This window comes from Aestuariimicrobium sp. G57 (assembly GCF_050110855.1).
In the GTDB taxonomy this organism is placed as follows: Bacteria; Actinomycetota; Actinomycetes; order Propionibacteriales; family Propionibacteriaceae; genus Aestuariimicrobium.
On the sequence record NZ_JBNINW010000001.1, the window covers coordinates 272,602 to 285,165 of the forward strand.

14 protein-coding genes are annotated in these 12,564 nt (G+C 68.8%); 8 read left to right on the plus strand and 6 right to left on the minus strand.

Annotated elements, in window-relative coordinates; genetic code table 11:
* Window positions 1–1,605 carry an ABC transporter permease gene (locus ACQCX5_RS01290; RefSeq protein WP_434540216.1) on the minus strand — a complete coding sequence of 535 codons (1,605 nt, stop codon included), beginning with the start codon at window positions 1,603–1,605 and terminating at the stop codon, window positions 1–3.
* On the minus strand, window positions 1,602–2,504 hold the full coding sequence (locus tag ACQCX5_RS01295) for an ABC transporter ATP-binding protein (RefSeq protein WP_434540217.1): 903 nt from the start codon (window positions 2,502–2,504) through the stop codon (window positions 1,602–1,604). Before ACQCX5_RS01295 ends, ACQCX5_RS01290 begins: the two co-directional genes overlap by 4 nt.
* Window positions 2,505–2,588: 84 nt before the next feature.
* Here ACQCX5_RS01295 and ACQCX5_RS01300 point away from each other — a divergent pair, with 84 nt between their 5' ends.
* The 4 genes from ACQCX5_RS01300 (at window position 2,589) to ACQCX5_RS01315 (ending at window position 6,967) form a co-directional block, all read left to right on the plus strand.
* A complete protein-coding gene (locus ACQCX5_RS01300) occupies window positions 2,589–3,077 on the plus strand; it encodes an RNA polymerase sigma factor (RefSeq protein WP_434540218.1) in 489 nt (162 codons plus the stop codon).
* A complete protein-coding gene (locus tag ACQCX5_RS01305) occupies window positions 3,074–3,679 on the plus strand; it encodes a methylated-DNA--[protein]-cysteine S-methyltransferase (protein WP_434540219.1) in 606 nt (201 codons plus the stop codon). Before ACQCX5_RS01300 ends, ACQCX5_RS01305 begins: the two co-directional genes overlap by 4 nt.
* Window positions 3,676–4,527 (plus strand): DNA-3-methyladenine glycosylase family protein, encoded by an 852-nt coding sequence (locus tag ACQCX5_RS01310; RefSeq protein ID WP_434540220.1) that lies wholly within the window; start codon window positions 3,676–3,678, stop codon window positions 4,525–4,527. The genes ACQCX5_RS01305 and ACQCX5_RS01310 overlap by 4 nt, the downstream gene beginning before the upstream one ends.
* A gap of 121 nt (window positions 4,528–4,648) precedes the next feature.
* On the plus strand, window positions 4,649–6,967 hold the full coding sequence (locus ACQCX5_RS01315; protein ID WP_434540221.1) for a N,N-dimethylformamidase beta subunit family domain-containing protein: 2,319 nt from the start codon (window positions 4,649–4,651) through the stop codon (window positions 6,965–6,967).
* Here ACQCX5_RS01315 and ACQCX5_RS01320 read toward each other — a convergent pair.
* Window positions 6,953–7,759: a helix-turn-helix domain-containing protein gene (locus tag ACQCX5_RS01320; RefSeq protein ID WP_434540222.1), complete on the minus strand. Its 807-nt coding sequence runs from the start codon at window positions 7,757–7,759 to the stop codon at window positions 6,953–6,955. The genes ACQCX5_RS01315 and ACQCX5_RS01320 overlap by 15 nt on opposite strands.
* 72 nt (window positions 7,760–7,831) lie before the next feature.
* On the opposite strand from ACQCX5_RS01320, the gene ACQCX5_RS01325 reads away from it, so the two are divergent.
* From ACQCX5_RS01325 to ACQCX5_RS01335, 3 genes are all read left to right on the plus strand, one after another.
* Entirely contained in the window at window positions 7,832–8,203 is a 372-nt protein-coding gene (locus ACQCX5_RS01325) for a VOC family protein (protein ID WP_434540223.1), read from the plus strand.
* A gap of 17 nt (window positions 8,204–8,220) precedes the next feature.
* A complete protein-coding gene (locus ACQCX5_RS01330; protein ID WP_434540224.1) occupies window positions 8,221–8,748 on the plus strand; it encodes a putative immunity protein in 528 nt (175 codons plus the stop codon).
* Between the two features lie 72 nt (window positions 8,749–8,820).
* Window positions 8,821–9,813 (plus strand): LLM class flavin-dependent oxidoreductase, encoded by a 993-nt coding sequence (locus tag ACQCX5_RS01335; protein ID WP_434540225.1) that lies wholly within the window; start codon window positions 8,821–8,823, stop codon window positions 9,811–9,813.
* 10 nt (window positions 9,814–9,823) lie between these two features.
* Here the strand turns inward: ACQCX5_RS01335 and ACQCX5_RS01340 are convergent, their stop codons facing one another.
* The 3 genes from ACQCX5_RS01340 to ACQCX5_RS01350 all read right to left on the minus strand — a co-directional run bounded on the left by ACQCX5_RS01340 (window position 9,824) and on the right by ACQCX5_RS01350 (window position 11,770).
* Window positions 9,824–10,372, minus strand: coding sequence for a DUF1990 family protein (locus ACQCX5_RS01340; RefSeq protein ID WP_434540226.1), 549 nt, complete (start codon window positions 10,370–10,372; stop codon window positions 9,824–9,826).
* Between the two features lie 3 nt (window positions 10,373–10,375).
* Window positions 10,376–10,753: a nuclear transport factor 2 family protein gene (locus ACQCX5_RS01345; RefSeq protein WP_434540227.1), complete on the minus strand. Its 378-nt coding sequence runs from the start codon at window positions 10,751–10,753 to the stop codon at window positions 10,376–10,378.
* Between the two features lie 126 nt (window positions 10,754–10,879).
* Entirely contained in the window at window positions 10,880–11,770 is an 891-nt protein-coding gene (locus ACQCX5_RS01350) for a helix-turn-helix domain-containing protein (RefSeq protein WP_434540228.1), read from the minus strand.
* A gap of 98 nt (window positions 11,771–11,868) precedes the next feature.
* On the opposite strand from ACQCX5_RS01350, the gene ACQCX5_RS01355 reads away from it, so the two are divergent.
* Entirely contained in the window at window positions 11,869–12,504 is a 636-nt protein-coding gene (locus ACQCX5_RS01355; protein WP_434540229.1) for a DsbA family protein, read from the plus strand.
* The last annotated feature ends 60 nt before the right edge of the window (window positions 12,505–12,564 follow it).

A 12,564-nucleotide genomic window follows, 5' to 3' on the forward strand; every position in this document is an offset into this window, starting at 1 on the left:
CTACCTCGCGAGGTCGCGTCGACGGAAGCCCGCGAAACCGACCACCAGCAACACGGCGGTCACCCCGGCGACCCCCAGCAAACCCCACCAGTCCCGGTCGGGGTTCGCCACGGCCGGCACATGCCAATAGGGGCTGATGCCCAGCGCCCAGTCCGGCAGCTTGAACGAGGGCCCCAGCAGCGTCAGCAGGAACGTGACCGGCACACCGGCCCATGCGGCGATCGCCACCCCGGGACGTGCGCCCACCACCGCCACCGACAACGCCACGACCGCCCAGACGGCAGGCACGGTCGCGGCCGCCTGCCAGACCACGTCACCGAAGCTGAGCCCGACGTCAGAGCCTTGCACCCGCAACCCGATCACCGCGCCGGCCAGCAGCACCAGCACCGCGACCAGACCCAACGCCAGCAGCACGTTCGCGGCGTAGTAGGTGATACGGCGCGCCCGGGTGGCGATCACCGGTTCGAGCCGGTCCTCCCGCTCCTCCGAATGTACTTTCAGCATGACCAGCACCCCGGGCACCGACGCCACGATGCCGAGCAGCGCGATGATGGTGTGCAGGAAGACGCCGACGAGTTGGTCGGCGGTGGTGGCACCGGCCGCCAGCACCGCCGCCACCCCGGGTTGCTCGGCCAGGATGTCCTTGACCGAGACGGTCATGTAGCCGAAGACGAAGCCCAGCATCACCATCACCGCCAACCACAACAGGATCGAGCTGTAGTTCAGCCGCAGCGCCAGCCCCCAGGTGGTGTGCACCCGACCCCGTGCGGGACCGGGGCGCGGTGAGATGACGCCCTGCCCGAAGTCGCGGCGCGATTCCATGATGAAGGCGACCGTGAGCAGCACCAGCGTCAGGCCCACGGCCAGCAGCAGCGGCCACCAGTGGTTTCCCGAGGCGGGTCGGGTTTCGGTCATCCAGCCCAGCGGGTTGACCCAGATGGTCCACTGCGGCGCGTCGATGGCATAGGCGAACCCCCGCAGCACGAACAGCGTGCCCAGCGTGCCGATGGCGAGCGTGTTCGAGGTCCGGGCATCGGCCCCCAACTGCGCGGCCACTGCGGCCACACCCGTGAACATCCAGCCGGTGCAGGTGAACGTGGCGGCCAGCAGTGTCGATGCCACGACCGTGCCACCGCACAGGATCGTCACGGTCGCCGCCACGATGCCCAGCAGCAGTGACCCGAGCACGCCCATGCCGACTGCTGCCCCGAGCCGGGCACCGCGTCCGAGCACCCCGGACGCCAGCAGTTCGGCCTGGCCCGAGTCCTCCTGGCCACGGGTGTTGCGGGTCACGGCGAAGGCGGCGCCCAGCGCCGCGATGAACCCGCCGAGCGCCAGTGATCGCCACGCATTGAAACCCTCGTCTGTGGTCAGGTCGAAGGCAGGGCCGAAGACCAGCCCGATGGCAGGGTTGGCCCCCACTGCCGTCGAGAAGGCGAAGCGGTCGAAGGCGTCGGGGAACAGCCACGGGTAGATGAGCACTGATGATGCCGAGAGCAGCGTGGCCAATGCCGCGAAGGGTCCGAAGTTGCGGCCGTCGTGGTGCAGGGTGGTGCGCAGCAGGGTGCGGGCCCCGGCGGTGTACCCGCGTGGGTGTCCGCTCATCGTGGCGCCTGGTCGGCGTCGTCACCGTACAGTCGCAGGAACAGGTTCTCGAGCGACGGCGGCTCGACGGTGAGCGACGTGATCCCACACCGGGTCAGCGCCGTCATGGCCTCGCCGACCCGTGTGGACTCCACGTGGCCGGTGAAGCTGCCCTGGTCATAGCGGGGGTCGTGGAACAGGCCGAGCGCATGCTCGTCCGGGGGTTGGCGCAGCATGGCATGCACGGCGGTGCGGGCCTGGCCCCGCAGCTCGCTGAGCGTGCCTTCCTGGACGATCACGCCCTCGCGGATGATGCTGATCCGGTCGGCCAGGGTCTCGACCTCGCTGAGGATGTGGCTGGACAGCAGCACCGTGGTGCCCCGGGCCTTCGCCTCGGCAATGGTCAGCTGGAACGCCGCCTCCATGATCGGGTCGAGTCCGCTGGTGGGTTCGTCCAGCACCAGCAGTTCGACATCCGACGACAGCGCCGCGACGATGGCGACCTTCTGGCGGTTGCCCTTCGAGTACTGCCGGCCGCGCTTGGTCGGGTCGAGTTCGAAGCGGTCGACCAGTTCATCGCGTCGGCGCTGGTCGAGGCCACCGCGCAAGGCACCGAGCAGGTCGATGGCTTCGCCCCCGGTCATGCCGGGCCACAGCGAGACATCGCCGGGCACATAGGCGAGCCTGGAATGCAGGTCGACCACGTCGGTCCAGGGATCGCCACCGAGCACCCGGGCCGTGCCGGAATCGGCGCGCAGCAGGCCCAGCAGCACCCTGATGGTGGTCGACTTGCCGGCGCCGTTGGGGCCGAGGAAGGCATGCACCTGGCCGGGGGCGACGCTGAGGTCGACACCGCGCAGTGCTTGGAAGGTGCCGAACGATTTGGTCAGCCCGTGCACCTCGATGACGGCATCACTCACAGATCAAAAGTACAAGACAGCACCTGGTGCGGAAGGGGTGGACCTCACGTTTCGCCCGGCTGGTGCGTCTACGGTGTGATGACGATGCAGATTCCTTTCGAGCAGGCAGTGCAGCACCACGGCGCCACGGTGCTGCGGGTGTGTCGTGCCGTGCTCGGCCCCGGGCCCGACGCGGACGACGCCTGGTCCGAGACATTCCTGGCCGCACTGCGCACGTGGCCAGACCTGGCCGACGGCACCAATGTCGAGGCCTGGTTGGTCCGCGTGGCGCAGCGCAAAGCCATCGACATCACGCGGGCGCGGGCGCGGCATGCGGTGCCGACAGCCACGGTGCCCGAACAACGTTCACGCCACGGTGTCCCCGGCGACGACGACCGCGAACTGTGGCAGGCGGTGGCTGCGCTGCCCGAACGGCAGCGGTTGGCGCTCGCCTACCACTACCTCGGCGGGCTGCCGCACACCGAGACCGCTGCCCTCATCGGCGGCACCCCCGAAGCAGTCCGCCGGGCCGCCTCCGACGGACTGAAGACACTCAGACGTACCTATCCCACCAAGGAGGTGGACCCGCGATGACCGAGACCACCATGCCGACCACCACCGAATTCCCGATCAGCCCCGGCGACCTGGACCGGCTGCACGCACGTCTCGCCGCCGATGCCATGGCCCAGGGCATGATCGACGTCGCCTTCCGCACCATCGATTCCCCAGTGGGTCGACTGCTGCTCGCCGCCACCCCTCGGGGGCTCGTGCGCGTCGCTTTTGAACGGGAAGGCTTCGACGACGTGCTTGCCGCGCTCGCGGCCCGGATCAGCCCGCGGGTGCTGGCGGCACCGGCCCGGCTCGACGCCGCCGCCACTGAACTCGACGAGTACTTCGCCGGCCGTCGCCGATCCTTCGACCTGCCGCTCGACCACAGCTTGTCGACGGGGTTCCGCGCCCAGGTGCAATTGCTGCTGCCGGACATCACCTACGGCCACACCGCCACCTACAAGCAACTCGCCGAACGGGCGGGCAAGCCGGCGGCCGTTCGCGCGGTTGGCACGGCCTGTGCCACCAACCCGCTGCCGGTGGTGGTGCCCTGCCATCGCGTCCTGCGTTCCGACGGCAGCCTGGGTGGCTACCTGGGCGGGTTGGAGGCCAAGAAGGCACTGCTGCAGCTGGAACACGCCGCGTGACCCCACCCGGGTTCGAGCAGCTCGTGGCCGCCAACGGCGCTTTCGATGCCGACGCGGCCGCAACGACGCTGCTCACCCACGCCGTTGCGGGCCTGCACCACCTTGATCCGTCAGGCATGTCCCTCACCCGCTGGCTGGTCGTCGGCGGTGCACCGGTGCTGGTGCAGGTGACGCTGCAGGCGACCGGGGTGCTGGTGCGCACGGCGTCCACCGACAACGGGGTCAACGAGGCTGTCGTCGAGCTGACCAGGCACTGGTTCGACCTCGAGACCGACCTGGCCCCGATCAATGCCCACCTCGGCGCCGACCCGGTGTTCACCGAGCATGTGCGCGCCCGACCCGGGCTGCGTGCCACCCGGGTGCCCGTCGGCTTCGAGGCGGTGCAGTTGGCCGTGCTCGGCCAGCAGGTCTCGCTCGCCGCCGGACGCCTGTTCGGCGCGCGGCTGGTGGCCGCATACGGCTCGTCCACGGATCACCCGCACCTGCAGAGGTTCCCCACGGCGACCGTGGTCGCGGCCCAGCCCCTCGACGCACTGCGGGCCAGCATCGGGTTGACCAGGTCACGGGCGCGGACCGTGCACGAGGTCGCTGCCCTGTTCGCTGACCTTGGCGATGACCAGGTGCTGCCCGACCGGCCGGTGCTCGCAGGCGTGCACGGCATCGGTCCCTGGACGCTCGACTACCTGGCCATCCGTGCCGACCGCGACCCGGATGCCTTCCCCGTCAACGATGCCGTGCTGCGTCGAGTGCTGTCGTCGCGTGGGCTGGATGATGCCCCTACCGCTGCAGTGGCATGGCAACCGCACCGCAGTTATGCGGCCCTGCGGTTGTGGTCAATGGCTGTCTGAGTGGGATATCCCACAACGCCGGGACACCGTTACGTAACACCGTGACATCAGTGGGAAGCTGTCTCGTGGACCGTCTTCTGGCACCGACGCCAACGAACGGCCGGAAAGGCTGAGTACCCCCATGAACCCCCGGCGTGTCCTGCTGTCGATCCTGCTTGCCACGGCGTTGGCCCTCGGTGGCCTGGGCATCAACGCACCCGTGGCACCGGCCGCCACCTGGGTCGAACAGGAGAACGCCAAGCCCGGCACCCGCGACTGGGTCATTCCCGCCGGCGAACTGGCACCCGCTGATGAGCTTGCCGGGTACGCCACGCAGACGTCGGTCACCAGCGGGCAGGACGTGGTGCTGCGCATCGACAGCCCACGCAGCCGGCGCAACCGCGTGAGCGCATTCCGGCTCGGGTGGTACGGGGGCACTGGTGGGCGTCTTGTCGACCAGACGCCCTGGTTCACCGCGACGCCACAGTCGCCCGCCACCTTCATCGAGACGAACCCGGACGGGCTGCTGATCAACATGGTCGACGCCTCGCACTGGGAGGACACCATCACCCTGACCACCACCGACTGGCCCGAAGGCGTCTACCTGCTCATCATCGAGAATGAGCGCGGGGCCAGGTCACCCATCCCGTTCGTGGTGCGGTCGGCCTCATTTGCCGGGCGCACCGTGATGGTCTCGGCACCGTCGACGTGGCAGGCCTACAACATGTACGGCGGGTACTCCGCCTACCGTGGCACCAACCCGTTCGGCGGCACCACGGGCACCCTGCGCTCACGTGAGATCTCGTTCAACCGGCCACTCGACCCTGCCACCGGCGTCGACCACTTCATGGTCATGGAACGCGCCGGAGTCGTCGAAGCCGAACGCACCGGTGTCAACCTGGCCTACACCACCAATGTCGACATTGCCCACGACGGTGCCACCGCCTATGCCGGGGCGGCGGCGCTGATCTCGCTCGGCCACGACGAGTACTGGGACAACCCCCAGGAACAGGCCTTCCGCACGCTGCGCAATGGCGGCACCAACCTCATCTTCGCCGGGGGCAACACGCTGTGGTGGCGCATCCGTTACCTCGACGCCCATCGTCGCTACGAGATTTTCAAGGATGCCGCTGAGGACCCGGCCACGGTGGCGACGGAGAAGACGGTCAACTTCTCCGACTCGGTGACGCTGGGGCTGCTGGGCGCACGCTATTCGTGCTACGCGGTCGAGGCGCCGCTCGTGGTCACAGACCCTGCGTTCTTCCTGTTCCAGGGTACGGGTGCGGTGCGCGGCAGCCAGTACCCCGGCCTGCTGCGCGAAGAGGTCGACAGCGCCTATGACATCTGGGCCAGCCCCGCCAACCTGTCGGTGGCCGCGCACTCCCCGTTCCAGTGCCAGCCCAACGGCGGCACCTCGCTGTTCGCCGACTTCACCTACTACAGCGTGGCCTCGGGTGCGGGTGTGGTGAACATGGCCAGCATGGGGTTCATCATGGCCATGGACGAGCTGAACCAGCACCGTAGGCCCTTCCCCCAGCAGTCCATCGACTTCGCCCGCACCGTGTTCAGCAATGCCGTGCGACAGGCGTCGATGGGCCCCCTCGGGCTGCGCCACCGACCGTCCGGCAACGCACTCGAGGTGCTGTCGGGACACTACGCAGCCCCGGTGGACTACGACCTTGACCAGACCGTGCCGGTGCCGGGCAGCGGCGTCTTCGGCGACCTGACCCGCGACCGGCTGGCCGATGTCGTGGCCGTCCAGAAGGACACCGGTGCGCTGCTGCTGTACACCACCGGCACCGGTCCCGCACTCACCGGTCCCGACCAGGTCGGTACCGGGTGGGCACGCATGACGTGGCTGGCGCTCGTCCCCGACCTGAACGGTGACGGGCACACCGAACTCGCGGCGCGCCGCGACGACGGCACGCTGTGGCTCTACCCGGGCAGCTCTGTGGGCTGGCGCACCCCCACCCGCATCGGCACCGGTTGGGACGGCATGGCCACCCTCACCGTCACCCCCGATGTCACCGGTGACCGCCTACCCGACCTGTTCGGACGCCAGGCAGACGGCCGCCTCATCCGCTACAGCTTCACCAGCCTGACCACCGGGCTGTCGCGCGCCGCCGTGGTCGGCAAGAACTGGCAGTCGATGACCACGCTTGTCGCAGTGGACGACCTGTCCGGTGACCGCTACCCCGACCTCATGGCCGTGCGCAACGATGGCGCGCTCATGCTGTACACCACCCGCGGCGGTGTGCTCACCTGGGTCAAGCAGGTGGGGCGCGGCTGGCAGGGGTTCACCCACATCCTGTCCCCCGGCGACATGAACGGCGATGGCCGCCACGACCTGCTCGGCGTGCGGGCCGACGGCAACCTGTACTTCTATGCCAACACCGGCACAGGCTGGGGGTATCCCCGCCCGATCGGCCGCAACTGGACCGGTATCTCACTGCTCGCCTGAGCCTCCTCCCCCACGCTCGGCGTAGTCCGCCGGGGTGTGCCCGGTCACGCGCCGGAAGTCGCGGATGAAGTGGGCCTGGTCGAACCAGCCCAGTTCGGCGGCCAGGCCCGCCCAGTCGTCGTGACCCCCCCTGTCGATGGCCTCGAGGGCCTCGCTGACCCGGCGACGCAGCAGCACCCGTTTGGCGCCGCCGCCCACGTGGTGCCTGAAGAGGCGTTGGATCGTCCGGGGTGAACAGCCCGAGTGCAGCGCCAACTCGGCCACCGTGGTGATGGGCTGCGTCTCGGCGAGCTGCCAGATCTCGCGGAAGCGCACCAGGTCGCGCGTGTCGACGGGCGCCTGCGCCAGCAGCCAGGCATCCAGCGCGTGGGCGGCGGTGGCAGCGTCATCCGGGATTGTGTGGAGCGCAGTGGTCTCGGGAAAGACCTCTGCCGCGGGCACCGTCCGGTTCAGCAGCGAGACCAGGTCGACGGGGACGAAGGCCAGCACCCCGCCCGGGCGGAACTTCACGCCCACCACCGAGCCGCGTCCCGACAGGGTCACGTCGAAGCGGCCCTCGGTGCCCGGTCCGGTGAACCAGACGCCCTGCCCATCGGTGTCGGCGCGGCTGACCCCGCCCCGTTCGACGGTCAGGTGCACTGTGGGCGACCACACGGTGGCGCGATGGGCACGCTCCCCCGGTGGGAGTTGCCAGGCCACCGACCAGTAGTGCTCGACCCATGGCGCCAGCGCCGGTGCCGGCGCGGCGGTGTCGTACGTCGACCTGGTGAGCAGTTCTTCGGGTTTCAGCACCCGGCCCAACAAGTGGTCGCGTGTCGCTTTCGTGCTATCAGCGCCAGGGGCCATGCCAGCAGCATGGCAGACATGACCGATCCAGTCGCGCACATTGCCATGCTCACCCTTGATGCCCCCGCCGTCGAGCCGCTCGCCTCGTTCTGGTCGGCGGCGCTGGGCTGGCCCATCGCCTTCCAGGACGAGAACTACGCCATGCTCACCGGCCCGACGCATGCCCTCGGCATCGGTGTCACGCCCGATTACACCGCACCGTCGTGGCCGGACGACGGTCACAAACAGTTCCACCTTGATCTCACCGCTGACGACGTCGAACAGGCAGCGGCGCGGCTTGTCGAGCTGGGTGCGAGCCGTCCGGACGAGCAGCCCGGCGAGACGTGGGTCGTGCTGCTCGACCCGGCCGGCCACCCGTTCTGCGTGACGGATGCGGCGAACTGGGGCTGAGGTGCCAATGTGGGGACATGACATCTGCGCAGGCCCTCAGCGAAGCTGACCGTCGAGTCGTCGCCCTCTGGGCAGCCGACAGTGCCGAACGGGTGCTGCCCCTGTTCGAGGCCGAGGCACCGGACGATGCCCGTGCGCGTGACGGCATCGCCCGGGCCAGGGCGTTCGGCCACGGTGAGCTCGATGCGGCAGGTGAGATCCGGCGCCGGTTCGAGGCCGGACGGGCAGCCCAGTCGGCCACGAGCCATGCGGGCGTGGCGGCTGCCCGGGCGGCAGGACAGGCCTCGGGCGTCGCACACATGGGCGCCCACGCCCTGGGGGCTGCCGCCTATGCCGCGAAGGCTGCGGGGTTGGCGTCGGCCAATCCGGACGACGCGCGCCGTGCAGAGGTGCGCTGGCAGCTGGCGCAGATGACCGATGAGGTGCGAGCGGCCCTGAAGGGGCTGCCGCTACTGGGCGAGGACTCGTCCGGGCCGCTGGGACCGGGGCTGCTGGCCAGCGGTGAGCTGGCGGTAACGATCCGGGAGATCCAGTCGGGGCTGTAAGGCCCGGCTTGACCTTCACACCGACGTGAATGTTTATGGTTGCCCCATCAACCAGCTGTCAGGAGTCCTGTGATGTCGTCTGCCCGCATTCCACTGTCCGTCGTCGACCTGATGCCCTCGCGTGAGAGTGATCCCTACACGCGCACGATGAGCGACACGCTCGCGTTCGCCCAGGGCGTTGAGAAGGCCGGGTACCACCGCTACTGGGTGGCCGAGCACCACAACTCCGAGGCGCTGGCCTCGTCGGCCACGGTCGTGGTCATGGCCGAGGTGGCGGCAGCGACCTCGACAATCCGCGTCAGTGCCGGCGGCATCATGCTGCCGAACCACGCGCCGTATGTCGTGGCCGAGCAGTTCGGCACCCTCGACGCCTTCCACCCCGGACGCATTGACCTCGGTCTGGGTCGCGCCCCCGGCACCGACCCGTGGACGTCGCGGGTCCTGCAACGCGATGCCGGTGCGGCGTCGAGCTTCCCGGACGAGGTCTCGCTGGTGCAGGCATGGCTCGGGCCCGTCCAACCCGGTCAGCATGTGCAGGCGCTGCCGGGCCAGGGCAGCAACGTGCCGATCTACATCCTGGGCTCGTCGACGTTCGGAGCCTCGCTGGCGGCGCAGCGTGGCCTGCCGTACGTGTTCGCCTCGCACTTCGCCCCCGACCACCTGATGACGGCGCTCGATCTCTACCGGACGAACTTCCGCGCTTCCGAACACCTCGACCGCCCCTACGCCATCGTGGCGGCGAATGCGGTCGTCGCCGACACCGATGAGCGGGCGCGCTACCTGTTCACAGCCATGCAGCAGCGCTTCGCCCTGCTGGCGCGTGGCCAGATGAAGTTCGTGCCTCCGGTCGACGACATCGAGACGGTCTGGAGCCCTGAAGAGAAGGCGGTGGTGAACCGGATGCTGGCCGAATCGCACGTGGGCTCCCCCACCACCGTGCGCGACGGCCTCGATGACCTGGTCGAGCGCACCCGGGCCGATGAGCTGATGCTCAGCGCCGAGACCTGGGACCTCGGCGACCGCGTCCGCAGCTTTGAACTGCTGGCGGATGCGTGGGGTATGTGACCGCCAGGATTCAGTCGAGCGGCGCCGCGAGGGATTCGAGGTAGCTGTCCCGAAGCCCTCCCCGCAGCAGCAGGACCACGGGGTAGGCAAGGGCCCACGGGCCCTTGCCCGGCCCGCTGAAGGTGCGCAGCACGAAGTGCACCGTGTCGTCGGGACGGTGCTCGACGACGAAGGCCACCTCGCCGCTGACCGGGTGGCCGCTGAGCGTGCCGAACGCGAAGCCTTTTCGGTCGGGCTCGTCGATCACGTGGACCACCCGGACGGGCATGCTCATCACCAGCGGGCCGAAACGCCGACGCATCCGCACCGTCAGGCCCGGTCGCACCTGGTTGGTCGCATCCTCACCGACCGGCAGGATGGAATACCCCGCGCTCCGCTGGATACCCCAGGACATCGTCTGCTGCCACGCGTGCAGCCACCGGGCCGGGCCGCTGCCGACCTGCACGGATTCTTCGGAGACGCGTCCCCCGGTTCGTCCATCGTCAGCGGCCTTGTGGTCCTGGGTGATGCCCACGGCGGCGTAGTTGAAGTGTTTTCGGTCCAGCCGGTGCTGTCGCATCGGTCAGAACATGCCGTTGTCGTTGGCTGCTTCGGTCGGGATGTCCTGGATGACGTCCCAGTGCTCGACGACCTTGCCGTTCTCGAGGCGGAAGATGTCGGCGAGCGCGCGGCCCGGCTTGCCGGGCTGCAGGACGAGCTCGGAGTGGGTGAAGACGAGGTCGCCCTCGGCGATGACGCGCCTGATGTTCAGCTTCAGCTCGGGGTTCTCACCGCGCAGCCACTCGACGAAGCCGATGAAGGCCTCCGGGCCGTCCGGCGCCTGGGGGTTGTGCTGGATGTAGCGGTCGCCGATGTGGTCGGCCACAGCCTTGGCGGGATTGCCGTCGAAGGCGGTCTGGTAGAAGTCGACCGTGATCTGCTTGTTGGTGTTGAGGTCCATGTCCTGGGCTCCCTTTCCGTTTCTGTCCCGGATGTCACAGCTGCTGTGACGGGCCCCAGATTACGGACACGCAAACTACCCTTACAAGGTATCGCCGCGCCTCAACAGGGTTAAAATCGGACACGGTCAGTTCTGCGCGGGGTCGCCGCCGGCGCGGAACTGCTGCCGGAAGGCGGTCGGTGTTGCGCCCGCGCGCAGCGCGAAGTACTTGACGAAGTTGCTGGCATCGGGAAAGCCGAGCCGGGCTGCGATGACCGCTGCAGGGTCATCGGTGTGGGCCAGCAACCGCTTGGCTTCGAGGATCACACGGCGGTCGATGAACTCCTTCGCGCCCACACCAGCCGCATCGATCGTGGCGCGGGTCAGCGTGCGGGGCGCGTAGCCGAGACGCCGCGAGTAGTAGGTGACATCACGGTGCTCGGCAAAGCCGGCTTCGACGGCGGCACGGAAGCGCCTGAACGTGTCGGCTGGTTCTTCGCGATGCGTGCCCACCAGCGCGGACTGGTTGGCGAGCCGCAGCAGCAGCACAGTGAGCAGGTGGTGCAGGATCGCCGCCCGCACGGGGGTGGGCGCATCGGTGCTCTTGAACTCCGTGACGAGGTGGGCAAGTGCCTGGTGGACGACGCCCGCGTCGGTGTCTGGAACCCATAGGGCGCCACCCAGGGGGTCGTCGAGCGCAGCCTCGGCAGCAGTCGCCGGGGACAGGACGTCAGCCGAGAACAGGACGACATAGCCCGACGCGCCCGAGAGGTCACCAAACCGCTGCACCTGACCGGGACGCACCCACAACCACGCGCCGTCGGCGAGGGCGTAGTCCTGGAAGTCGACCATGTGCCAGATCACACCGTCGTCGACGGTGAGCAGCAGGTGGAAGTCGGGACGTTCCGCCCGGAGTGAGGGCGCATGGGCTTGCATCCGGCGGTGCAGTTCTGAGATCGAGAGCACCTCGACCGCCGGCGCACCCCCGACAGGCGGGGTGTACCTGACCTCAGGAATCACATCCTGTCCGTTTTTCACCACATTTCGACTGTAGCGCACCTCGTCCAAGCGCTGGCCCACTCCTAACTTTGACAACAAGATCAACCACTCACAGTCATCACAGACAGGAGTTTGCCATGAACACCCGAGCCCGAGTCACCTACGCCTTCGACGCCTACTGCGGCTGGTGCTACGGCTTCGGCCCCGGCCTGCGAGAGTTCGCCGAACAGAATGCCGACCGCATTGAACTGCAGGTCCTGTCCGGCGGCCTCTTCACCGGCCCCCAGGCCCAGCCGATCGGCGCATTCCCCCACATCCGCGGCGCGAACGAGCGGATTTCGAAGCTCACCCACGTCTCGTTCGGCGACGGGTACCAGGACGTGCTCGAGGACGGCACCCGGGTGATGGACTCCACCGACCCCGCGACGGGACTGGTCGCACTGCGCCAGCAGGCGCCGGGGCGTCAGGCTGAGATCGCGGGTGCGATCCAGCGCGCCTGGTATGTCGACGGTCGCGACCTGTCCGACGTCAAGGTGTACCGCGACATCGCCACCGAGCTGGGCCTGGACGCCGACGCCGTCGAGGCGGCCTACCTCGGCCCGGCCACCCGCGCCCAGGCAGAAGGCGACTTCCAGGAAGTGCGTGAGCTTGGTGTCGATTCCTACCCGACGCTGCTGCTGCACACCGAGACCGGGGTGCACCGGCTGGGCGGTGCGGTGTCGAAGGCGGCCAACCTGACCAAGGCGCTGAACCAGCACCTCGACACGGTCTGAGCGGTACTTCTGAGCACTACAGCGGTGCCGAACCGTTCGACTACGAACGGTTCGGCACCG

What these genes read in the sequence shown, in the direction of transcription:
- ACQCX5_RS01290 (WP_434540216.1), bottom strand. Translation starts at nt 1,605, where the DNA reads ATGAGCGGACACCCACGCGGGTACACCGCCGGGGCCCGCACCCTGCTG.
- ACQCX5_RS01300 (WP_434540218.1), top strand. Translation starts at nt 2,589, where the DNA reads ATGCAGATTCCTTTCGAGCAGGCAGTGCAGCACCACGGCGCCACGGTG.
- ACQCX5_RS01305 (WP_434540219.1), top strand. Translation starts at nt 3,074, where the DNA reads ATGACCGAGACCACCATGCCGACCACCACCGAATTCCCGATCAGCCCC.
- ACQCX5_RS01315 (WP_434540221.1), top strand. Translation starts at nt 4,649, where the DNA reads ATGAACCCCCGGCGTGTCCTGCTGTCGATCCTGCTTGCCACGGCGTTG.
- ACQCX5_RS01325 (WP_434540223.1), top strand. Translation starts at nt 7,832, where the DNA reads ATGACCGATCCAGTCGCGCACATTGCCATGCTCACCCTTGATGCCCCC.
- ACQCX5_RS01330 (WP_434540224.1), top strand. Translation starts at nt 8,221, where the DNA reads ATGACATCTGCGCAGGCCCTCAGCGAAGCTGACCGTCGAGTCGTCGCC.
- ACQCX5_RS01335 (WP_434540225.1), top strand. Translation starts at nt 8,821, where the DNA reads ATGTCGTCTGCCCGCATTCCACTGTCCGTCGTCGACCTGATGCCCTCG.
- ACQCX5_RS01340 (WP_434540226.1), bottom strand. Translation starts at nt 10,372, where the DNA reads ATGCGACAGCACCGGCTGGACCGAAAACACTTCAACTACGCCGCCGTG.
- ACQCX5_RS01345 (WP_434540227.1), bottom strand. Translation starts at nt 10,753, where the DNA reads ATGGACCTCAACACCAACAAGCAGATCACGGTCGACTTCTACCAGACC.
- ACQCX5_RS01355 (WP_434540229.1), top strand. Translation starts at nt 11,869, where the DNA reads ATGAACACCCGAGCCCGAGTCACCTACGCCTTCGACGCCTACTGCGGC.